19 protein-coding genes are annotated in these 22,700 nt (G+C 40.1%); 10 read left to right on the top strand and 9 right to left on the bottom strand.

All coding sequences use genetic code 11. The features are described from left to right. Positions 1-214 precede the first annotated feature (214 nt). Positions 215-1,192 carry a transposase gene (locus Q0779_RS20705; RefSeq protein ID WP_298775591.1) on the top strand — a complete coding sequence of 326 codons (978 nt, stop codon included), beginning with the start codon at positions 215-217 and terminating at the stop codon, positions 1,190-1,192. 933 nt (positions 1,193-2,125) lie between these two features. Here the strand turns inward: Q0779_RS20705 and Q0779_RS20700 are convergent. The 7 genes from Q0779_RS20700 to Q0779_RS20670 form a co-directional block, all read right to left on the bottom strand. Continuing rightward, a complete protein-coding gene (locus Q0779_RS20700; RefSeq protein WP_298775589.1) occupies positions 2,126-2,740 on the bottom strand; it encodes a hypothetical protein in 615 nt (204 codons plus the stop codon). Positions 2,741-2,866: 126 nt separating this feature from the next. Continuing rightward, positions 2,867-3,265, bottom strand: a complete 399-nt coding sequence (locus tag Q0779_RS20695) for a hypothetical protein (RefSeq protein ID WP_298775588.1) — start codon at positions 3,263-3,265, stop codon at positions 2,867-2,869. Between the two features lie 12 nt (positions 3,266-3,277). Continuing rightward, positions 3,278-4,189, bottom strand: a complete 912-nt coding sequence (locus Q0779_RS20690) for a hypothetical protein (protein WP_298775587.1) — start codon at positions 4,187-4,189, stop codon at positions 3,278-3,280. Positions 4,190-4,347: 158 nt separating this feature from the next. After that, entirely contained in the window at positions 4,348-4,494 is a 147-nt protein-coding gene (locus Q0779_RS20685) for a hypothetical protein (protein ID WP_298775586.1), read from the bottom strand. Positions 4,495-4,700: 206 nt separating this feature from the next. Continuing rightward, positions 4,701-5,387: a hypothetical protein gene (locus Q0779_RS20680; protein ID WP_298775585.1), complete on the bottom strand. Its 687-nt coding sequence runs from the start codon at positions 5,385-5,387 to the stop codon at positions 4,701-4,703. 317 nt (positions 5,388-5,704) lie between these two features. Beyond that, a complete protein-coding gene (locus tag Q0779_RS20675) occupies positions 5,705-5,929 on the bottom strand; it encodes a helix-turn-helix transcriptional regulator (protein WP_298775583.1) in 225 nt (74 codons plus the stop codon). A 27-nt stretch (positions 5,930-5,956) separates the two neighbouring features. Continuing rightward, positions 5,957-6,472, bottom strand: coding sequence for a DUF2975 domain-containing protein (locus tag Q0779_RS20670; RefSeq protein WP_298775582.1), 516 nt, complete (start codon positions 6,470-6,472; stop codon positions 5,957-5,959). Positions 6,473-6,711: 239 nt separating this feature from the next. On the opposite strand from Q0779_RS20670, the gene Q0779_RS20665 reads away from it, so the two are divergent. Next, entirely contained in the window at positions 6,712-8,811 is a 2,100-nt protein-coding gene (locus Q0779_RS20665; RefSeq protein WP_298775580.1) for a S9 family peptidase, read from the top strand. A gap of 148 nt (positions 8,812-8,959) precedes the next feature. On the opposite strand, the gene Q0779_RS20660 is transcribed toward Q0779_RS20665, so the two are convergent. Together Q0779_RS20660 and Q0779_RS20655 are read right to left on the bottom strand one after the other, a co-directional pair. Then, positions 8,960-10,219 (bottom strand): hypothetical protein, encoded by a 1,260-nt coding sequence (locus Q0779_RS20660; RefSeq protein ID WP_298775594.1) that lies wholly within the window; start codon positions 10,217-10,219, stop codon positions 8,960-8,962. Between the two features lie 755 nt (positions 10,220-10,974). Next, the gene (locus tag Q0779_RS20655) at positions 10,975-13,524 is read right to left on the bottom strand and encodes a penicillin-binding protein 1A (protein WP_298775578.1); all 2,550 of its coding nucleotides are present in this window, start codon (positions 13,522-13,524) and stop codon (positions 10,975-10,977) included. A 480-nt stretch (positions 13,525-14,004) separates the two neighbouring features. Here Q0779_RS20655 and Q0779_RS20650 point away from each other — a divergent pair, with 480 nt between their 5' ends. The 8 genes from Q0779_RS20650 to Q0779_RS20615 all read left to right on the top strand — a co-directional run bounded on the left by Q0779_RS20650 (position 14,005) and on the right by Q0779_RS20615 (position 22,658). Then, positions 14,005-15,048, top strand: coding sequence for a pilus assembly protein PilM (locus Q0779_RS20650; protein ID WP_298775593.1), 1,044 nt, complete (start codon positions 14,005-14,007; stop codon positions 15,046-15,048). A 219-nt stretch (positions 15,049-15,267) separates the two neighbouring features. Further along, a complete protein-coding gene (locus tag Q0779_RS20645; protein ID WP_298775577.1) occupies positions 15,268-15,849 on the top strand; it encodes a PilN domain-containing protein in 582 nt (193 codons plus the stop codon). Beyond that, positions 15,849-16,466, top strand: a complete 618-nt coding sequence (locus tag Q0779_RS20640; protein WP_298775576.1) for a type 4a pilus biogenesis protein PilO — start codon at positions 15,849-15,851, stop codon at positions 16,464-16,466. Before Q0779_RS20645 ends, Q0779_RS20640 begins: the two co-directional genes overlap by 1 nt. Positions 16,467-16,483: 17 nt before the next feature. Next, complete coding sequence (locus Q0779_RS20635) at positions 16,484-17,014, top strand: pilus assembly protein PilP (protein WP_298775592.1); 531 nt, start codon at positions 16,484-16,486, stop codon at positions 17,012-17,014. A gap of 46 nt (positions 17,015-17,060) precedes the next feature. Beyond that, entirely contained in the window at positions 17,061-19,064 is a 2,004-nt protein-coding gene (locus Q0779_RS20630) for a type IV pilus secretin PilQ (protein ID WP_298775575.1), read from the top strand. Positions 19,065-19,454: 390 nt separating this feature from the next. Next, positions 19,455-19,970, top strand: coding sequence for a shikimate kinase AroK (gene aroK, locus Q0779_RS20625; RefSeq protein ID WP_298775573.1), 516 nt, complete (start codon positions 19,455-19,457; stop codon positions 19,968-19,970). Positions 19,971-19,973: 3 nt separating this feature from the next. Beyond that, positions 19,974-21,053 carry a 3-dehydroquinate synthase gene (aroB, locus tag Q0779_RS20620; protein WP_298775572.1) on the top strand — a complete coding sequence of 360 codons (1,080 nt, stop codon included), beginning with the start codon at positions 19,974-19,976 and terminating at the stop codon, positions 21,051-21,053. 18 nt (positions 21,054-21,071) lie between these two features. Further along, positions 21,072-22,658, top strand: coding sequence for an ATP-binding protein (locus tag Q0779_RS20615; RefSeq protein ID WP_298775570.1), 1,587 nt, complete (start codon positions 21,072-21,074; stop codon positions 22,656-22,658). Positions 22,659-22,700 lie beyond the last annotated feature (42 nt).

The following is a 22,700-nucleotide window of genomic DNA, read 5'->3' as shown; positions in this document are numbered from 1 at the left end:
GGCTGACACCAAATGAATCAGAACGGTTGTTTTGGTTAAACTCTAAGATCGTGGCCAATTTTAGTTGACCGCTACAAGGTAGACAAAGGTAGACAAAAAGGTAGACAAAGGTAGACAAAAAGGTAGACAAAGGTAGACAAAGACAGCCATTATTAATGGCATAGTTTAGACCTTCCTACTAAGCTTAATTGACGAGCACTAGAGGGAGCTTGTTATGCCACGTCCTAGAAGAAGTTTAATTAGTATTGAAGCCACGCCATATTATCATTGTTGTAGCCGTGTAGTGCGACGTGCTTATTTGTGTGGTGAGGATAAATATACAGGGAAAAACTATGATCATCGTCGGGGCTGGGTTGAATCTCAACTCCTTAAGTTAACTGAAGTCTTTGCCATTGATGTCGCGGCTTATGCAGTGATGAGTAATCATTTACATGTGGTGCTTTATATTGATTTAGACAAAGTTAATAACTGGTCAGATAGAAACATTGTTGAGCAGTGGCACCAGTTATTTAACGGTACCGAGATTACTCAAAAGTTTGCCAAAGGTGAAGTTGTTGATGAATACCAAGTGGCTCAGTTAAAACATCAAATTGCTATTTACCGTTCACGGCTCTGTGATATTAGTTGGTTTATGAGATGTCTGAATGAGCCGATAGCGAGACAGGCCAATGCTGAGGATAATTGTACAGGCCACTTTTGGGAAGGACGCTTTAAAAGCCAAGCATTATTAGATGAAGCTGCGGTTCTTGCTTGTATGGCCTATGTTGAACTGAACCCTATCCGTGCAAAAATGGCGAGTACGCCAGAGCAATCGGAGTATACAAGTTTAAAGTTACGTATTGAAGCTGCGTTAACGGGTAAGCAGCCTAAGCAGTTGTTGCCTTTTATTGGTAATAAGAAAAAACATCAACCCAAAGGTATTACTTTTGAATTAAAGAGCTACCTTGAACTCGTAGATGAAACAGGCCGAATTATTCGAGATAACAAGCGAGGGGCGATATCTTCGAATGCAGAGCAGATATTGAATAGACTCAATATACCCGCTGAAAATTGGCTAAAAATCATCACAGAGTTTGGATTATTGTTTCATGGTCCTGTTGGTACGCTACAAGAGCTAAGCCGTTACTGTGAACATTTAGATAAACGACGACGGCACTTTTCAAAGTGTTGTCAGTTTATGCCAGTAGGCTAGCCCCCAGCCTATTACCTTACGAGCACTCACCTTAGTTAATCAACTGAGTCGTAATCCAACATCTTAAAACTCACTCGTTTCGCCGATATCACTTCATTTTCCGAGATTATTATCAGTGACAATGTTCAAAGCAGCTCAGATCATAATTTGATAGGCTCAGCGCGTTGATCTCTTATAAAATGTTAGATATCTTATTGATTTATAATGGCTGGCTATGGTTGTTTCCAGGCTTTATTATTCATGTCTATTACCTCTTTAAACGGATCTAATCGCCACAAATATAACCTTGCTGAGCTGCGCCCTCGCTGTTGAAAAATCGCGACCTCTGATTTTACGGTATTGAAGGGGTTGTTTTTATGTCATTGTTTATTATGTGGTCGGCAGATTAAGACATTCTGTTTTAATTTTTGGGATTATCGTTTAAAAAAGACTGAATACCCATTAAACGCTGCTGTCATATTGCCAGCAGCGAAGCCTAATGTAAGTGTCTTTTATTCAATGTCAATCATCATCGTCGAACATTTTTGTGATCTTGTGTCGTTCTTCGAATTGTTTGAGTCCAGCAATGACTATGTACAAGAGAAATATATAGCCAAAAAATATACCTTTAGACATATTCTCAGAGAGGTAATCGGGTTTATCTATGATTGTCATGGCAAATAGACCCACTCCGAAGAAATAAACAATAGAAAAAGTTAATTTATCCTTTACTACATCATTTGAACTTGATTTAAAAACTGATGTACTCATTATAATAAATGAAATAATAGATAACAGAACAATTTGTATTTGTTGATTATGGATATTGGCTAAATCAAATATATACTTGAAAGCTGCGATTAATATAGACAAGTAGGCAACGATGATCACGACCCCATTGAGTAGTAACTTGTCTTCATAGTATTCTGTTTTTTTCATATTGATAAATTCGTATTAGTTGCCACAAATATAGCCTTGCTGAGCTGCGCAAGTGACTGTCTCTGATTTTATAGTATTGAAGATATTCATACCAACACTATGATTAGTCATTTTAAATATATAATTTCCATATCCGAAAAATCCAAGGGTCATCAGATCTCCATAACCACCATTACCTGAAGCTAAATTATATCCCGCATGACCAGCGCTGATGATTCCATACGTGTCAATTATGGCATTAACACCAAAAGCACCAACAACTTGACTTCCTACAATGGGCAATGTCACCGCCGCTGCAATCTTGGCGACTTGGGTTTGGTTGTGATGGCCAAGAATATTCATTCTGGCTGCGCCGACATCGGGTAAATGGATCGAGTGTTGTGCGGCGGCATTGGACAGTTGCAACATGGCTTTAGTCAAGGAATCTTGTGAAATACTGCCATCACTTCTTAAATCTGCTAGTTGGCCTTGTGTTCTGATAAAGTCTGATTCGGTCAAGTCGCTGGTATTGAGTGTGATTTGACTACCTCCTTTAGTGAAGATTGATATAGAGGAAGACGATGATGTTGTTATCGAGTTACTGCTTTCACTCCAATCATTTCTTATTACCGAAGAAAATGCTGCTGTCACTGCACCATTGGCCCAATCTGTTTATAAAGAGAACCCCCTGTGAGCCTAGACATAATGTCACCGATGACTGCATTTATAGTTTTATCAATGGCTATAACCTAGCGTGGTTACAACGCTAGGTTATGTTCAGTGATCTTTTCTTTTCAGAACTTTATTTCTTATTGAAATAAATATAAAAAAGATGAGAGATTGAAAAAAGGAAAGAAAAAGACCAGTTAATGGGGCTAGTTTCCTTCCTGTATCATGGGTTACTTTGTCCATGTATAGGATTTGCTCATTGGTTATTTCTATTCCTGAAAAAAAACCATCCCCATTAAGATCCAAATTCGCTAGTTTTTGAGTTAGGTAAATATCATAAAAAAATGAACAACTCACAATTAAAATATAAATAATGATGAAATTGGTTAAGGTTAATTTCAGTAAGCTAGGTTGTTTATGTTTACGATATTCAAATAAATAAACAAAAACAGAGGCTAATATACTTAAAGATATTAATCCTAAAAATGGGATTGATAAAAACCACATAAACATTTTTCCTTATGGTTTAGGGTAAACTTCAGTCCATTGAAATGACTTATATTTGAATGGAGTGCCAAATTCACCTTGTGGGCCATAGCCATCACTGTCATAAATTGGATCCCAAAACCCATCTTGACCGCTTGTAAAAGTTGTGGAGCAAGTAGAGCCCGCACACTGTGTTGAATAGTCAATCCGTGTATTACCAACGTGGTAATTATCCCAGCTATCGAATTCTAGATCTACGCTATAGTTTCCCTTATTTGAGGAAGTTTTTCCTGTACGTATACGATCTAAACGATATAGTTGGTCATCACTATTCATTATCGCTGATTTTGTATTTGGTCCAAGTTCTGCTGTTTCTCCATTTCCTGTTATATAGTGATCTAGTGCATCATTAGTTGAGTCGATCACTATTTTTCTTTGCTTTGCAGCGTGCATCCCATCATTAAATATCCGTGCAAAGGCTGCCGTGATCGCGCCATTAGCGAACTTCCCACCGCTTATCATCGAAGCTGTACCGCCGAGAACGGCTGACGCGGCCGTGCGCCCAAAATCAAAGCTAACACCTTGCTCACCCATGCCGTCAATGTTCGGTGCAAAAGCTTGGCTGATCCCAGCAGCCATAAAGGCACTGCCAAAATTACCACCTTGAGCGGCGGCGATCACTCCGCCAGCCATGCCATGTGCAATGGTTTTTGCCACTCTTGCACCTGTTGTTAATACTTGTTTACCTGCTTCCATGGTATAGCAAGCCGCACAGTTTTGAATAGTAAAGGCTTCACCTATACCATAAAATACTGCTGACATCGCCCCTGTAATGGCACCTGATGTCAAGGAGGCTCGCATACTTCCTGTGCGATAATAAGTTAAATTTGCTGATGCTAATGCCGTAAATCCAATACTACAAGGGCCACAAAATGCAGTAGTCACAACACCAACGGCGGCAACAGTTATCGATGTTAATGTTTGGCTGTTGGCGATAAGTTCATGGGATTTGTGAGAAACATACGCGCCTTCAATGCCTGCGAGCCCAAAACCTGCCGCTTTCGTTAATGCTTTAAAAAAGTACCCACTGGGATCCGTATAGGTCAGCGGCCAGTTCTATTTGAATAGGTCAGCACATAACTGTAGCGGTTGTAGTTCAGCAGGTTCTTCGGTGCCTGACTTTTTTTTATCAAGAAGGGGGCGGCTTGCAGGAAACGGCCCAAATTCGGATCGTAGATACGACCACCCATTTGCTTTAACCTAACTCATTCAACAAAAAGTGTGGATAAAACTAAATTAAGCCATCTAATCAATCCAACCATCAAAGTGGTGAAATTCACTTACTATTGGCATACCGTTTTTTCAGATTTTTTGCTAAATGAACCGCCCTGTACGGAGCCGCATGCAGGGTGGTGTGGGGGCTGGAGGTTAGATACCTCTAGCTACCCAATTAGTTTCACATGCCAAACACATCATCAAAACTCTCTCCTTGTTTCATACTTTCAAGGTTTGCATAAAACCCACTTTTATCAACCGATTCAACTGCTAATCTTGCTGATCTATAATTATTGAACGTATTTTCATTATAAAATTGATGACCATAAAAGAGTTTTTTAACTGCCTCTACTTCTTCTTCATTCATTGAGATATTCTCAGGTAAGAAGGGCTCCCTGAAGTCAACTATTAAAGAAACACCTTCTTCAAACCATCTAGGCATTTTTAAAAGTTGCGACAGCCAACCAAGACGCGAATATATTTCAGCGTGAACCAACTCGTGGGCAACCACGTCTGTATTATGTCCTTTAGGCCCTATAACTAAGCAATTATTAAAGGGACTAAAATGGGAAGTCGCAGTCTCAGAGGCAAAAAAATTATCAGACTCATTCTTATCAGAAGTTAAAATCATGATAGGTACAGCAATCATCTCACCGAACATATCGCTCACTCTCAGAGCTCCTAAGCTCAAAAACTCTAAATCTTGTACATCTCTAGAATCATCTTTAGCAACAAATACATTCGGAAGCACTTCCTTATATCCTAACGGGCTAGCTATTTCACAAGCTATTGCTCCTTTAAAAAAATATATCGGCGCTCCAAACAATATAAAACTTAATCCTATGTAAAAAAGCGATGACTTCTTCATTCTTCCTCCGTGAAACTAACGTCTTAGTATTTATGCATTGCGCTGTTTGCAGGGCATAAATCGCTTGTTGGACTTGGCTGCTCACTTAATACCGCAAAGTTATCATTGTTAAGTATTTGATGCAAAAAGGCGCATCCCTACCAGCGATAAACAAGGATTATCACTGGTAGGAGTCATTGATTATTTTTCTCTTACGTTCACTTTATACCAGCGTCGATAATATCCATTCATTGCCGCGCGGTACGGTAGATACTGATTATAATTAGTGCCTTTCAATTGCTGCCTAGATCAAAGCTTCAATGCGTCCTTTTTTGAGCCTATTCGTCTTGGGGGGTGTTATCGCCCCTAAATTCTAAAATATCGCCGGGTTGGCAATTTAAGTAGTGGCAGATAGTGGCCAAGGTTTCGAAACGCACCCCTTTGACTTTGCCTCTTTTAAGTAAAGACAGGTTGGCTTCGGTGATCCCAATGGCTTTGGCCAGCTCTTTTGAGCTGACTTTTCGAATCGCCATCATGACGTCTAAATTAACAATGATTTCCATGGTGCGTGATAAACCCGTGCGCTGCGGTTAAATAAATGCCTTGTTTTCGGCTTCGATGTCTTTAGCGGCCTTTAATAAATAAGCAATCACTAGCATGAGCAGTAAGGTGGTGATGTTATCAAAACTCAATTCTAGCTCTAGCGGGAAGTGGCCTACTAAGTGTAACGCCTGTTGTTGCTCAAGAATAGAATGATAGTGCTGAATGATTAACGGTTGAAGAAATTTATAGATGAAACTGGCTATTTTTATCCAAATTAACCATAAATAACAGCTCATGGTCCGGCTACTGAAAAATTGCCCTTGTTGAAAATAGCTGAGCAGTTTTTGCATCCAAAATACCCCAAATACCAATGCGAATAACAGGGGTAATTGTATGGCGAATAACATGCCTCGGCTTGCTCCCTCATGTGACCAAAGCATATTAAAAAGGTGGTTACTGCCTAGGCGCAGCTCATCACTGTCTATATAGCTATAGCCTAAAAAAACAAATAACCCCACCGCTGCCAATATGATTAAGACTCGAATGACCCCACTGATCTTCATCAGTTTTCTCATGTTGCTATTAGTGTTTACCTTGCTGTTTTGATTGCTTTTATGATCAGTGTTGGTATTCATATCTCAATAGTTTTTTTTGATGATGCAGTCAATATAGCATGGTTTGTTATTAGTGTTAAATGATAAATAATTATTGTTTTACAATAATTATTTTCTGTATTATGATTTGTATCGAAATCTAGTTCAAGATGATTGAGTCAAATCAGCAACTAATAGGAATAAAGGAAATGTTGAAAATAAAAAAAGGGATGATAGGGGGGGTACTCGGCTTGAGTGTGCTCTGTTCATGGCTTACAGGATGCGCGCAAGACAGTGCATTAGATACGATGACTCTAGATAAGATTAGTGTAGATAAGATAAGTGTGCAGCAAGAGACTGAGGTTGCGCTTATTCCTATGGCGCACTTTTTTAATGAGCAAGCCGTCAGTGGACTTAAAAGTTCGAAAGATGGTCAATGGTTAGCTTTTTTCAAAGAATATCAAGGCAGTAATAATATTTATCTGATGCGTGCGGGCGCTAGCTTAGAAACGGCTTTCCATGTTACTCAATCAAAGGATCCTATTCGTGAGTTTCATTGGTCAATACAGGAAAATGAGCTGTTTTTTTTAAAAGACAGTGAGGGTAATGAGAATACTCAACTTTATCAACTGATCTTTAGTGATGGCAAGGCTGAGGCGCCGTCGGTCATGCCACAAGTCGCCATTAAAGCGTTAACGAAAAATGATCAAGCAAGATATGATTTTATTGGGCAAGTGAAAGATAAGCCTGATACCTTGGTTGTCATGTCTAATCAGGATAATGCAGCTCGATCTGACTTGTATCACTTGAATGTGAATACTCAGACAATAAGTCCTGTTTTTATTAATAACTTAGGGTTAGGCGCAGTGGAAGTGAACGGGCAAGGTTTACCTGTTGTGGGAGTGGGGGCAAACCCGAATAATACCGCAACGCTTTATATTCAATCAGGAGGTGATTGGCAGGCATTGATAACCACAAAATTTGGCGAGCAAATTGACTTATATGGCCTTGATGAAAAAACTGGATTTGCGTATATCGGTGCGAACATCGATGGCCGAGATAAGCTGCAGCTTATTCGTGTGGCACTCGATACGGGTAAGTTAACCACGCTGCATCACGATCCTTTAAATGAGTCAGATGTCTATGATGTGACATTTAATGAACATGGCGTACCCGTTGCGGTGTCTTATTATGGCGGTCGCCTGCGTACTTACTCATTGAATAAGAGCTTTGCGCATCATTGGGATAAGATTAATGGGCATTTTAATCGAGATGTCGAAATATCCATTCATTCTCTTGATGAGAAAACAGGTTTATGGCAATTGAATGTGGGCAGTGATGTGGATCTGGGCAGTGATTATCGTTACAACGCGAACACAGAAAAAGTGAGTGTGTTATTGAAAATCAAGCCTGCCATTGCACCAGAGCTGTTATCTCAACGACAATCCATTACTTATCAAGCCCGTGATGGTGTCACTATTCAAGCTTACTTGACGTTACCCAAAGGCAAGGCCCAACAATTACCCACGATTATTTTACCTCATGGTGGCCCTTGGGCACGGGATTACTGGCGCTTATCATCAGGCTATTTTCATCCAGTCGCACAATTATTGGCTAATCGAGGCTATGCGGTACTGCAACCTAACTTTCGCGCATCCACAGGCTTTGGTAAGCAATTCTTAAACCTAGGCAATAAGCATTGGGGCACAGGAGGGATGCAGAATGACCTAACCGATGGCGTGCAATTTTTAATTGATGCAGGTATTGCGGATAAGCAGCGTGTGGGGATTATGGGGGGATCTTATGGTGGCTACGCGGCATTAGCGGGGATCACTTTTACCCCTGATTTATATCAAGCATCGGTGTCTTATGTGGGGCCTTCAAGTTTAATTACCTTACTTGAATCATTCCCAGAGCGTTATCGTCCTTTTCTCGCTCGTTTTTATAATGCGGTGGGCGATCCTTTAATAGAAGGCGATAGAGAAGATATGCTAGCGCGTTCACCCATTGAATTTGTGGAGCGCATCAAGACGCCGCTACTGTTAGTGCAGGGGGCGAACGATCCTAGAGTCACGCAGCAAGAATCTGATAATATTGCTAAAGTTATGTTTAAACAATCTTTGCCAGTGGAATACATTTTAGCGAAAGATGAAGGTCATGGTTTTTCAAAGCGGGCCAATAAGCTGGCCTATGTGGTGGCCATGGAGCAGTTTTTTGCTAAACATTTAGGCGGGCGTGCTGATCGTTATGAAACATCCTCTATCAGTGCACATTTAGAGACCTTGAAAGTGGATGTGAGTCGTTTATAAGTGGCTATTCTTCCATAGGTCAAAAGTCATAGGCCATAGATCAGAAAAGACGCATTTAAGCGTCTTTTTTGTTTCTATCTTTTTATTTCTATCTTTTTATTTCGATAGATGGCTCATCAATATTGGGCTTATCAATATTATCGGCGAATTACAAAAAGGCTAATAAGGGCGAGATACACAACAAAACCCCTATTATGATGATAAACCAAGTGGCTGGGCCTTTGTACTTAGCCAAAGCGGGCATTTTATATACTAAGTAGGCCGGAATGAGACAACCGACGAGACCAAAAACAGGACTGGAAATAGAGGTGAGCGATAAGATCGGTGCATTTAAGGTGATAATGCCCCAAGCAAACAGAATAATAAACACGGTAATGGCGTGATTGACTTTTTTACTGTTAATTTGCTCGGCTTGATAACGGCGCAATAATAGATTCATTGCAAGCCCTCGGCAGGCTTCTTGAAAGGCGAGAAATACGCCAAAAAAGGAGGTGACCACAGCAAAAATATTGATCACAACACCAGTAATGGTGGCCCAACTGCCCGGATAGTAATGGGCAATAATGGCTAACGCTGAAATATTCTGGCTTTGGGCTTCTCGTGCCTGTTCAGGGCTGATGGCTAATGTAAAGGATACGGCAAAGAAAAACACACACACAAATAGCACCGCAAAGGCGACTTTCATGGCGCGAAAGGCTTTAAAGCGAGCGACCTCTATGGATTTTTCATGGGCACGATAAGAAATGACCATAGGACTTAAGGATTGAATAAACAAGATAGAGGTTAAGGTAAAAGGCAAGGTAATAATGGCTTGTTTTGTCATTTCAGACCAAGTGCCCATGGCGGGAATATTGGCCATATCCCAACGGGAGATTAATAAAAATCCCATTACTGCGACTAGAGCCAGTACTGTGATCGCCATAAAGCCTGATAGCTTAAATAAAAATCGCTCGCCGATGGAGCCAATAAAGGCTAACGCACAGATTAAGCCTAAACCATAAAAAATGTTGTCATTAAGGTAGCCTTGGGTTACACCAAAAGAGTGTAAATAGGAGGCGCTGTCGTTGGTGACTGTCAGGGAATACACTAGCATCCAAATGACCAACATGATGAAGTAGAGTACGCCTAAGGTTACACCCCAGTTCTTGCCTAAATAGCCACTGATCACACCGGGATAATCGGTGCACTCTTTTGATTCTGCTAAGGTGTTAATGAATAGCTTTTGAAATAAATACATGCCTGGGTAGCCAATAATGGCGGAGAGTAAGAAGACCCATAGTCCGATGACGCCCACTTGCACAGGTAAAAAGACAATCCCTGCGCCAATTGCCATGCCGATACTCATCACAATCCAGCCGATATCGACACTGTCAAAACGAGTGGCTTTTTTCCATTGGCTTAACGTCATGTTGGCCACTTCATGGGGAGCGCGTGCAGTGGAGTGGCTACGACCTTGTAGCGTGATATCTGAGGTATTCATTTTGATAAAATTCCATTTTTATTGTGTGTATTACCAATCTGGCTATTAAAGCAAATATCACGCTGTATGCATGATAAGTAACGGCTGTTCATGTTGTGCTCATTAAATAGAGAAAATGACTGAATCCGTTATTATCTAGATTAAGCTTGAATGGAAATAATATTATTATTTTTTAACTAATATCAAATAGTTATTTACACATATTTTGTTTTTTATTTGTTGTTTATTTGTTTTTCTTGTGTGTTTGTTTACCGCTTGTGTATCACATTAGATTGGGTGTCTTTAGCGGTTATGCGCGTGAATAAATGATGGCTTAACTCTTTGTTTAATGGTTTGCTATACAAGACTTAGCTGCTCACTAAATGCATTTGATGATGTGTTTATTTTACTTATTTATTAATGTGTTATTGATTTTTGTGAGGGCTGTTTTACTTTCGGGGGTATCAATTTTTTAGCTGAGGATCTTATTCAAATCCATGTTGGGATTTTGTTTTGTAAAAAGGTGAAACAGCGTTTTTGCATCATTCATGCAGTCAACATAAACATGAATAAAAGATCATCTGCGACCTTTTTCATTTAACATAGCAATTAGTCTAATCATGGTGTTTGAGGCGTACTTAGCCGACATTAACGGTGCAATAAGTCAACATGCCGCCTTGGAAATAGACGGCATTTGGGATTAGTTACTGAAATAAATCATCAGCTGAATTATCAATAAAGATGCTGCCTTCGTTACTGGATTGGGTGGCGTATTCAGTGGGCTCAGTGCCCGCGACAAAATATTCAAATCGACTGGTATAATCCGTTTTATGGCTGAGCTTTCCTGTGGCTAAATCAATGCGCACAGAAACAATACCCGGTGGCGGTGATGAGGGGATTTCAGGAGTGCCCGCTAGGGCATCTTTCATAAATGCATTCCATGCAGGACCTGCGGTTTTAGCACCTGATTCAGCTTGAAATATTTGCGTTTTAGGGCCGTTATTATTCCAGCTGGTGCGTCCGAGTTCTTGACTGTGATCATCAAACCCGACCCAAACGGTTGTTGCTAATGTGGGATTAAAGCCACTGAACCAAGTGTCACGAGATTCGTTTGTTGTTCCTGTTTTTCCTGAAATATCATGACGCTTTACATCGCGAGAGGCGCGCCAAGCGGTACCATTCCACCCAGTGCCTTTGCTCCAATTACCGCCGCCCCAGATCACACTTTTAAGGGCATCTGAGATTAAAAAAGCTGTTTGGTGAGAAATGATTTGCGGTGCAAAACGGGCATTGTCACCACCACATTGTTTTATTCCCGCAGCCGTTTTATCATGTTGATCTTGAGGTCTATTTGTCGTGTTACTATTTGAATTTCCAGTTAATAAAGGGTCAGTATTGGGTGTATCCTTTACATTGGGTGTGCAGGCTAGGGTGGGATTGGCTTGTTCAATAACTTCGCCCGTTGCCGTTTCTATCCGTTCAATATAGTAAGGGGTGACTAAATATCCACCGTTGGCGAAGGTTGAAAAAGCGGTGACCACTTGTAATGGCGTCACAGATGCTGAGCCTAATGCTAAGGATTCATTATGAGGTAAATCGGCGGGATCAAAACCAAATTTTGTCAATTCATTAATGGCACTATTGAGTCCGGTGTAGCGCATGGTGCGCACAGCCATCACGTTAATAGATTGAGCCAGTCCTAAACGTAATCGTGTTGGACCGCCATAAACATCGGGTGAGTTTTTAGGGCGCCAGGCAATACCTTGTCGAATGTCAGGTTGGTTAATAGGGGCATTATTGATAAGTGTAGCCAGCGTGTAGCCTTTTTCTAATGCGGCTGAGTAAATAAAGGGTTTGATATTCGAGCCTAACTGACGTTTAGCTTGAGTGACGCGGTTGTATTGACTGCGAAAGAAACTGAATCCACCCACTAAGGCTTTGATGGCACCATCATGGGGCTCAATGGAGACAATTGCACTGGATACTAGCGGTACTTGGGAAAGCTGCCAAATATTACCATTGTTGCGGATCCATATTTGCTCGCCGATAGCTAATACATCGGTAGCGGCTTTTGGGGCTGGACCTTGCTTTTTATTGGTAATAAAACGTCTTGCCCACTTGATCCCGTCCCAAGGCAGGGTAATGCTTTCTCCTTTTGCCGTCAGGACTGTGGCCGTTTTATCATCGACAGCCATGACAGCAGCGGGTTGTAGCCCTTGAAATGCTGTGGTTTTTTTCAATTTTGCAGTAATATCATCTATGGTCGGAGGTGTGTCTGTCCACAAGACTTTAGTGCGGCCTCGGTAACCGTGGCGTTCGTCATAAGCGTAGACATTATTTCTTAATGCTTGTTGTGCATCGCGCTGCAATTTTGAGTCAACAGTGGTATAAATATCATAACCACCGGTATAGGCCTCTTCTTCACCCAATTTAGCGACTAAATAATCTCTCGCCATTTCTGCGACATAGGGGGCATAAAAATCAATTTCGGCGCCATGATAACTGGCCGTTAACGGTTGTTTGATAGCGTTGGTATATTCTTGATCTGTAATGTAACCGACATCATGCATGCGCATGAGTACGACGTTACGGCGGCTGAGCGCCCTAGTGCGCGAGGTGATGGGGTTCATCGTCGATGGTGCTTTAGGCAGGCCTGCTATCATTGCCATTTCAGGTAAGGTTAAGTCGGCAACATCTTTCCCATAATAGACCTGAGCGGCCGCACCGACACCGTATGCCCTTTGGCCAAGGTAAATACGATTGACATACAAGGCTAAAATTTCATCTTTAGTAAGCAGCTGTTCAATATGGATGGAGATAAAAATCTCTTTAATTTTTCGAATGATGGTTTTGTCACGGGTCAAGAAGAAATTTCGAGCCACTTGCATGGTGATGGTGCTGGCACCTTGTTTCTTTTTACCTGTGGTGATCATCACCAATGCGGCTCTGACTAATCCAATAGGATCGATACCTTGGTGCTCATAGAAACGGCTATCTTCGGTGGCAATAAAAGCTTGTAATAATGGTTTTGGAACATCTTTCAATTCCAAAGGAATACGTCTTTTTTCACCAAACTGGGAAATGAGTTTACCATCGTTGGTGTAGATCCTAAGTGGTGTTTGGAGTTTAACGGTTTTAAGTGTATTGACATCAGGGAGGTCCGGTAGCACATAATAATAGGCTGCAGTCACCGCTATAATGCCCAATAGAGCTAAGCTAAAAAAAGCAATCGTAAGACGTTTAAACCACTTCACCAAATAATTCCACCAAGGATAAATGAGCCCAGTAGTATATACCTAAGGTAGTTGAAGATGCCAGTTTCGCATAGTCTGGGTTAAGCTTTAGTTAATCTATTTTTTAAGGTGTTCTTTTTTATCGAAATAAAAAGTAAAAAGACGTTTAAACTTGGCTTTATTTTTACTGTGTATTGATATGATTTGAAAATAGCAATTGTAAACAGAGTCAATATTTTGTACAAATAGAGTCATTGAAAGATATGTGTTTATACTGCTTTTGGGTTTAATCGCATATCATGAAATGCAATGTTTCATATTTTTGCTCAGTTGTCTTTCGACCTGATTGCTCCGTTTATGCCGTCCTATGTTAATCAGCCCAAATACTTATTTTGAATAAGAGTTATAGAGACTATGTTATCTCAACAGTGGCTTTCAAATGAATGGGTTTCAAAAATAGTTTGGTCAAAATTTCAGTCTTGGCTACATTCAGCGCCTTTGATGGTGGGGATCGATATTGGCTCCCATGAAGTTAAAGCTATTTTATTAAGTCAAAAAGAACAAGATTATCAAATTATAAGGCATGCTTCGATTCCACTGACAAAAGGTGTTGTGGTTGACAGAGAAGTTAAAGATTTAAAAACGCTTGTTGAAGCGTTGAGTTTAATCAAGCGAACCTTACCTAAAAAAATTAAATTTGCTGCCGTGGCCATATCGGGCTCTGCTGTTATCAATAAAGTGATTGAAATGGATGCTTCTCTAACAGAAGCTGAAATGGAAGCTCAAATTGAATTGGAAGCTGAGAGCCTTATTCCCTATCCCTTGAATGAAATCAGTATTGATTTTGAATTGTTAGATAATGAAGAAATCGAGGATGGGAATGTTGAAGTCTTATTAAGTGCTTGTCGAACCGATACTATAGATAGTCGAGTCGATGCATTAGATGATGCCAATTTAGAAGTGAAAGTGGTGGATATTGAGGGGTATGCACTAGGGAGAACCTATGAATTCATTAAGCATCAATTACCTAATAAGGGTCATAGTCATGTCACTGCTATGATAGATATTGGTGCCAATATGTTAACACTGGCAATGCTTGAGGCTGGAGAAACCGTATTTGTTCGAAGCCAAGATACAGGGGGAGAGGCTTATACTCAAGCGATTGCGTCAGCGTATGGGTTGACCTTTGATAAAGCGGAAAAGGCAAAAATAATGGGAGAGCTTCCTGAATCATACAAAGAAGAGGTTTTATTCCCTTTTCAAATGCAATTATTACAAAAAATCAAACATATCCTACAACTGTATTATACGGTGAGTGCAAGAGAGCGAATTGATTATATTGTGCTTTGTGGTGGTTGCGCCAGTATTGAAGGGTTAGCGGAGAGGGTAAAAAATGATTTGGATATTGAGACATTCATTGCTGATCCTTTTGTGGGAAACTTAGCAGCGTCCTCTTCGATTAAAAAGCAGCTTCAATCCCATATGCCAAAATACATGCTTGCTTTGGGTTTAGCTTTGAGGAGTTATGGTAAGTGGCCCATTTAATCTTAGCAGAGAAATGCTACCCGTTGCTTACTGTGCAGAAGTTTACACTTTTAAGTCATATCGATATGACTTTTCATACATTGAATTTGAACATACAGGAATACTTTGGTGTGGGGAGATTGCTTCACTGTGTGATGTCGTGTGTTGATTTTGGTTGTGATGGGATAGTGAAATTAAAAGTCTAGATTTATTATGGCTATAAACTGATACAGGGAACTTATGGCAAATATCAATTTATTACCCTGGCGTGAAGAAGCGAGGGAGCGACGCAAAAAAGATTATGTTCGTGTTCTTGTATTGGTTTTTTTAGTGTCTGTGCTCATGAGTTACCTTTCTTTACTGGTTGTTAATGGTCTCATTTCAGAGCAAAAAGGCCGCAATGATTATTTACTCTCTGAAATACAGTATCTTGATAAACAAATAGAGGAAATTCAATCCATTCGTGTACGAAAAAAAGATATTGAACGCCGCACTGATATCATTTTGAATTTACAGCAAGCAAGGAATTTACCCACTCGAGTATTAGATGAATTAGTCAAAGTGGTGCCTGCGGGAGTGTATTTATCGAGTATCAAAAAAAAGGGAGCGGCATTGCTGATTGAAGGACGCAGTGAGTCAAATAATCATGTGGCTAATATGATGCGTAAAGTGAAAGCGTCTCAATGGTTACATGATCCCAATATGCAACTCATTACCGTTCATGATGAAGCATCGAGGCAATTACAACGGTTTATTTTGCAAGTGTCAGTTGTTAATGCAGCTTCAAATGATGGAAAGGTGAGTTCAGCTAAGGAGCGTTAATGAGAATTGATTTTGATCAGTTCAAAGATGTCGACTTTGAAAATGTCGGTAGCTGGCCTAAGGCTGTGAAAGTTTTTTTTGCACTCCTTGTGGCGATGTGTGTGTTTGTGGGGAGTTATTTTTTGGTGATTTCAAATGCCACTCATCAATTAGATGTTTTGCAAAAAAAAGAAGATAAATTGAAGTTGTCATTTAAGAATAAATATCAACTGGCTGCAAACCTTGAACACTATCGTAAACAACTGGCATTGATGGAGGTGCAATTTGCCGAATTATTAAAGATGTTGCCATCTGAAAATGAAATGCCTGGTTTGATTGATGACATTACTTTTGTTGCGACAGATACAGGGCTTAAAATTAAGAGCTTGGAATGGGCTGGGGAATTACAACAAGATTTTTATATTGAATTTCCGATCAAACTTTCCGTGAGTGGTGATTATCACGAATTGGGTCATTTTGTCAGTGGTGTGGCTAAATTACCGCGTATTGTCAGTTTACATGACTTTACACTGAAAAAGGGCACTGCTGAATTGCTTGAAATGGAAATGTTAGCAAAAACCTATCGTTTTAAAGAAGGGGCGAATGTTCAAGGTAAGCAAAAGAAGGCTAAAAAATGAGGAAAGTAAAATCACTGATGACGTCCAGTGTTTGTGCATTGTTTTTGAATAGTGCTTGCAGTGATAAGACAGATCTAGAGCTATTTGTGCAGCAAACCAAGCAGCAACATACGGCACATATTGCACCTCTAAAAGCGACCCCAGAATTTGAACATTTTGATTACTCTGGACAAGGCATGCGCAGCCCTTATGTGCTTCCCGTGCGAAAATTAACAGAAGAGGTCATCGATACGACAAAAGATTGTTTACAGCCTGAATTACATAGGCAAAAAGCGCACCTCGAAACTTATGCCTTAGATAACTTAAAAATGCGAGGAACCATAACGGATCCTCATATTGCCAAAGAAGCGATGATTTGGGCCTTGATTGAAAGCCATGATGGTAAAGTGCATCGCTTATCGGTTGGGGATTATTTAGGGCTTTATCATGGAAAAATTACCGTGATCACAAAGACAAACGTTGAGATTGTAGAGCTTATTCCTGATGGTAGTGGCTGTTGGACTCATAGAAGTAGTCATTTGACATTAGTGGATGAAAAGCGCCATTAGCTCGGTGAATAACAAGATTGAAAAAACCACTTTCAGGGAAAGAATAATGATGATAAATAAAGGTTTTTTTTACGGTTGTATTTTATTTTTATTGAGCTTTCATGTATTTGGAGCTGATCAGAACCGTTTGATGGAGGTCAAATATCATAACCAATTAGTGCATCAATTTGTATTGGAATTGATTTTTGAGTCTCCTTTAGTGAATGAACCTGAAACGCGTTTACAGACGAGCCCTGCTCGAATTCTTTTGCGTTTTGATAAAAGTGTGTCAGCACTACAGAAAAACCAATGGATGATTAATCAAATGGGTGTTGTTTCCCTGAATAGTGTTGAGTATGGCGATAGCCTTGATGTCATTATTGATTTGAAAAAGATGCAAGCGTTTGCGCCCCATATTAAAGGAAATCGTTATCGCTTGGTCATTAATGATGAGAGAATGGCCATGGAAAGCCAATCTCATTTCATTAATAAAGTGGAAAAAATCGATTTTAAACGAGCCGATACTGGAGGGGGAGAAATTGATATATATTTTAGCAACAAGAATATTGCCTCCAATCTTAGCCAGTTAGGATCAGAGCTTGAGTTGCAATTATATAATACTGATATTGACCCTAGTTTAGTTTATACCTTAGATGTCAAGGATTTTGCCACGCCAGTGCTGAACGTTGAGACATTTAATGATCCTAAGATGACGCGTTTTAAAATTAATGTGACAGGCAATTATCGTTATCGCACCGAGCAAGAAGGTCGGCTATTGAAAATTATCGTTGATGAGTCGGTCAATCTTGGTATAGGCAGTGAGGTGAAGAAATATACTGGGCGAACTTTGTCGTTGAACTTTCAAAATATTGCGGTCAATAAAGTGCTGCAAATCATTGCAGATTATAACCAATTTAATTTAGTAACAACCGACACAGTTAAAGGTGATATCACCTTGCATTTAGATGATGTCCCGTGGGATCAAGCATTAGACTTGATTTTACAGACTAAAGGGTTAGATAAGCGAATCGAAGGCAATATTTTATTAGTGGCTCCCAGTGAAGAAATCGCGTTACGTGAAAGTCAAATGCTTAAAAATAAACAAGATATTATTCAATTGTCGACACTTTATTCTGAATATATTCAAATTAATTATGCTAAGGCCAGTGATATTGCCACCTTATTAAAAAGTGATACGTCCAGTTTATTATCGCCAAGAGGCAGTGTTGCGGTAGATGAGCGGACCAATACTTTATTGCTAAAAGACACTGAGGATAGTTTGAAAAATATCCATCGTTTAGTTGAAGTACTTGATATTCCAATTAAACAAGTTTTAATAGAGTCAAGAGTCGTTACGGTCAGAGATAATGTGAGTGAAGACTTGGGGATCCGTTGGGGGATCACTGACGAACAAGGTGATGCTGGAACATCGGGAACCATTGCGGGAGCGGAAAAAATTACCAATGGCGAAGTTCCGCCGATTGCTGAGCGGTTAAATGTGAACTTACCCGCCAATCCTATTGGATTAAATCCAACGAGTATTGCCTTTCATGTGGCAAAGTTAACCGATGGGACGATTTTAGATTTAGAGTTAACGGCGCTGGAGCAAGAAGATAAAGCTGAAATTATTTCAAGTCCTAGACTGACTACATCGAATCAAAAAGCGGCTTATATAGAGCAAGGTGTTGAAATCCCCTATGAAGAGTCAACATCAAGTGGTGCAACGTCTGTGACGTATAAAAAAGCGGTATTATCACTTAGTGTGACGCCACAAATTACCCCTGATAATAAAGTCATTTTGGACTTAGCGATTACCAATGATACGCCGAGCTTTGATACTGAAGGAGGACTAACAATAGACACACAACGTATTGGTACTCAAGTGTTGGTTAATCATGGTGAGACGATTGTGTTAGGAGGAATTTATCAAAAAAGCATGATTAATAGTTCGAGTCGTGTACCGATCCTAGGAGATATTCCTTATTTAGGGTTTCTTTTTAGAAATAGTTCAAAAAGTAATGAAAGACGGGAATTGCTTATCTTTGTTACGCCCAAAATTATTGCACAATGAGGGTGAATTTAGGTCTTTTATCGTATTGAAAGACTTTTGTCGGTGGTTATAATTTGATCGATTGAGTTTCACTACTTTTCAAGGGGGATCTTATTGTTTATTGCACTTAAGGCTGATATTTTTCTTAAAGTGTCATTCTTTACAATTTAAGCATGTTAGAAGTACTCGCTTTCGGTATAAATTTACTTAATTTAAGGTGTTGATTTATAGATTGTAATTGATAGTTAGGCGAACATTTTTAAGAGAATTTAACTTCACTACTTGCCATTCAGGCTATTTAACTGAGATAATCAGTGGTCAAGTCTCAAGCGAGCAAGGTAACATTTAAGGTCGATTTTATTTTTCAAATCGATGTAGGCAAACTTCATATAAGATTCAGACGTATAAGAAATGGCCGAAAAACGTAATATTTTTCTAGTAGGACCTATGGGCGCGGGTAAAAGCACCATTGGTCGACATCTAGCGCAGATGCTGCACTTAGAGTTCCACGATTCAGATCAAGAGATTGAAAGCCGCACAGGTGCGGATATAGCGTGGGTTTTTGATGTCGAGGGCGAAGATGGTTTTCGCGTTCGTGAAACACAAGTCGTCGCTGACTTAACTGAAAAGCAAGGAATTGTATTAGCGACCGGAGGCGGCTCAATCCAAAGCAAGGAGATCAGAAATAATCTGTCTGCTCGCGGGATAGTCGTGTACTTGGAAACGACAATTGACAAGCAAGTTGCGCGTACTCAGCGTGACAAGCGACGTCCGTTGTTACAAGTAGAAGATCCAAGAGAAGTTTTAGAAAATTTAGCTGCGATCCGTAATCCACTTTACGAAGAAATTGCTGATGTTATCGTGAAAACCGATGAGCAGAGTGCAAAAGTTGTCGCAAACCAAATTATTGATCAGCTAGGTTTTTAAATCATGACAAAACAAATTCAGGTTGAGCTTGGTAAGCGTAGTTATTCGATAGTGATTGACCGGAATTTGATGAGTAATGGTGAGTATATTGCTCACCATCTCGAAAACAAAAAAGTCTTGATTGTGACTAATTCAACAATCGCGCCCTTGTATCTTGAAAAAGTACAAGCTTTGTTAGCCCATTCTTCGCTTGTTGAGCCGGTGATTTTGCCGGATGGTGAGCAGTATAAGACATTGGCACAAATGGACGCGATTTTTACTTCCCTTTTACAACAAAATTTAGGCCGAGATACGGTGTTGATTGCGTTGGGGGGCGGTGTGATTGGTGATATGACAGGATTTGCTGCGGCTTGTTATCAGCGTGGTGTCGATTTTATCCAAATTCCAACAACCTTATTAGCACAAGTTGATTCTTCCGTTGGAGGTAAGACGGCTGTTAATCATGTTTTAGGTAAGAACATGATAGGGGCTTTTTACCAACCTAAGCTCGTATTGATTGATACAGATTGCCTTTCTACCTTACCTGCTAAAGAGTTTGCAGCAGGAATGGCTGAGGTGATTAAGTACGGTATTATTTGGGATCACACTTTTTTTGTGTGGCTTGAGCGTCATGTTGAGGAGTTAAAGGCCCTTGATGATGAAGCGCTTAAGTATGCCATCGGTCGTTGTTGTGAAATTAAGGCTGAAGTGGTTGCACTGGATGAAACAGAGCAAGCTGTGCGTGCTTTGTTAAATTTAGGACACACATTTGGTCATGCGATTGAAGCTGAAATGGGCTATGGCATTTGGTTACATGGTGAAGCCGTTGCTGCTGGAACCCTATTAGCGGCAAAAACGGCGGTGAAAATGGGATTAATTCAAGAAAGTGTTCTTGAAAGAGTGCGAACTTTATTCATCGCTTTTGATTTGCCCGTGGATGCACCTGATTCGATGACTTTTTCACATTTTATCAAGCATATGCAGCGAGATAAAAAAGTGAAACAAGGTAAAATTAGGTTAGTGTTACCTACTGCTATTGGCCAAGCTGGCATTTATAGTGACGTGAGTGAAGCCATATTAAGAGAGGTAATTGGCGACGCATAACTTGAAAATGGATGACAAGTGACATCATCAGAGTCGATATTATTACCTAGCCAAGAAGCCTTGTTATTGCGGCTGCAGCATATTAGTTTATATGGTGAGCAGCTAATCCTGTTATTGGGAGATCAAGGCTCAGGCAAAACAACAATGATCACGGCGCTGCTTGATACATTAGATGATCATAGTTTGGCGTTGATCACTTGTCCTAAACATAGTGATAGCCATGAAATTCGTCGAAAAATTCTCATGCAGCTGCTTGAAGAGCCTATTTTTGATGATGAATTAGCCTTGTCTGATAGCTTGCAACAAGCTGTTGAATCCTTGCCTGAAGCGCTTTGTATTGTCATTGATGATGCTGATTATTTACCTCATGAAATATGGGAGGAATGTTTAGCATTAACACAATTGTCACTGCCTCATACTGTGATACGTGTTGTATGTACTCTCGATGATGCTTTTTTTTCTTCATTAAGTACTCAAGTTTCAGCAGTGCAGGCAGAGTGCTTGCTGCCTATCAATATTCCTCCTTTGTCTTTAGTTGAAAGGCAGTCTTTATTTGACACTTTATTGTCACTGAATGAACAAGGGGCAGTTGTTGATGCTGACATCATCTTTGAAAAATTATCAGCACAATCCGGCACGCCAGAAGAAGTGTTAGCGCTCTTTGAGTTTTCGATGCACAATGTGGCAGCGTTTAAAATGCATCATTTGAGTGTCAATAGAAAAGTGATGCCTACATGGATGAGCTTGATTTTAGTGACTCTTGTTTTACTGATTGTGTTGGTGACAGGAGCTGGGTTATGGATGCTAAAACTGCCTATTGATGGACAAGTCAATACGGCTCTTTTGGTTGAGAAAACACCCTATTCATCAGCCAATACGACAGCTATCCCCGTGGGATTGAATAATCTTCAAGACAGGGAACTTGAACTTAAAAAAGAGAGTCAGAGTGATGATGTTGCTGCTGTGTCTTCACAAACGAAAGAGGCGTCAGCTGCAAGTGAGATAAATATTGTGGAACGTGAGCATGGCAAGGTTGGCTTATCTCACCAAACTGGGGTCGAAGCCTTTAGTGTGAACTCGCCGAGCCAATTTGTTAGACAGACAGATAAAGATAAGCCATTGGCTTCTGAGTCCATACAAAATGGATCTTCATCAGATGTTGTCCGGATATCGACAATTCACTCAGGGCTCGATAGTGATAAAAAACAAGATGAAATATTGCACAAGCGTGACAATGATAAAGTCGCAAGTAAGGTGAAAAAAGAAGCAGTTAGATTGACGTCGGTGCAACCGCTGATAGTTTGGCCAACTTTATTGAGTGTTAGGCCGACACACGGTTATACACTACAATTGGCTAACGTGACTAAGATTGAGACACTTTATCGTTTATTAACAAAGGTTAAGGAGGTCGAAGGCTTGAGCGTTGCGCGATATAAAAAAGGTTGGCTAGTTTTAGTTGGTCAGTTTGACAAAAAAGAATTTGCAAATAAAAAATCTACATATCTAATTGAAAAATATAAAATTAGTAAGCCTTGGGTACGTCGTTGGGCCGATTTGAGTGAATATGAACTCCAAGTCAGTGTTCCAAGTCGTGAAATTCAGTGATAAACAGAGTACAATCATGTGCTTCTTTTTTTAGGGTATTCA

The organism is uncultured Shewanella sp., assembly GCF_947491715.1.
Taxonomy (GTDB): domain Bacteria; phylum Pseudomonadota; class Gammaproteobacteria; order Enterobacterales; family Shewanellaceae; genus Shewanella.
This window is presented reverse-complemented; position numbering and strand designations above follow the sequence as displayed.

What these genes read in the sequence shown, in the direction of transcription:
- Q0779_RS20705 (WP_298775591.1), top strand. Translation starts at nt 215, where the DNA reads ATGCCACGTCCTAGAAGAAGTTTAATTAGTATTGAAGCCACGCCATAT.
- Q0779_RS20695 (WP_298775588.1), bottom strand. Translation starts at nt 3,265, where the DNA reads ATGTGGTTTTTATCAATCCCATTTTTAGGATTAATATCTTTAAGTATA.
- Q0779_RS20685 (WP_298775586.1), bottom strand. Translation starts at nt 4,494, where the DNA reads ATGGGTGGTCGTATCTACGATCCGAATTTGGGCCGTTTCCTGCAAGCC.
- Q0779_RS20680 (WP_298775585.1), bottom strand. Translation starts at nt 5,387, where the DNA reads ATGAAGAAGTCATCGCTTTTTTACATAGGATTAAGTTTTATATTGTTT.
- Q0779_RS20675 (WP_298775583.1), bottom strand. Translation starts at nt 5,929, where the DNA reads ATGGAAATCATTGTTAATTTAGACGTCATGATGGCGATTCGAAAAGTC.
- Q0779_RS20670 (WP_298775582.1), bottom strand. Translation starts at nt 6,472, where the DNA reads ATGAAGATCAGTGGGGTCATTCGAGTCTTAATCATATTGGCAGCGGTG.
- Q0779_RS20665 (WP_298775580.1), top strand. Translation starts at nt 6,712, where the DNA reads ATGTTGAAAATAAAAAAAGGGATGATAGGGGGGGTACTCGGCTTGAGT.
- Q0779_RS20660 (WP_298775594.1), bottom strand. Translation starts at nt 10,219, where the DNA reads ATGACGTTAAGCCAATGGAAAAAAGCCACTCGTTTTGACAGTGTCGAT.
- Q0779_RS20650 (WP_298775593.1), top strand. Translation starts at nt 14,005, where the DNA reads ATGGTGGGGATCGATATTGGCTCCCATGAAGTTAAAGCTATTTTATTA.
- Q0779_RS20645 (WP_298775577.1), top strand. Translation starts at nt 15,268, where the DNA reads ATGGCAAATATCAATTTATTACCCTGGCGTGAAGAAGCGAGGGAGCGA.
- Q0779_RS20640 (WP_298775576.1), top strand. Translation starts at nt 15,849, where the DNA reads ATGAGAATTGATTTTGATCAGTTCAAAGATGTCGACTTTGAAAATGTC.
- Q0779_RS20635 (WP_298775592.1), top strand. Translation starts at nt 16,484, where the DNA reads ATGACGTCCAGTGTTTGTGCATTGTTTTTGAATAGTGCTTGCAGTGAT.
- Q0779_RS20630 (WP_298775575.1), top strand. Translation starts at nt 17,061, where the DNA reads ATGATGATAAATAAAGGTTTTTTTTACGGTTGTATTTTATTTTTATTG.
- aroK (WP_298775573.1), top strand. Translation starts at nt 19,455, where the DNA reads ATGGCCGAAAAACGTAATATTTTTCTAGTAGGACCTATGGGCGCGGGT.
- aroB (WP_298775572.1), top strand. Translation starts at nt 19,974, where the DNA reads ATGACAAAACAAATTCAGGTTGAGCTTGGTAAGCGTAGTTATTCGATA.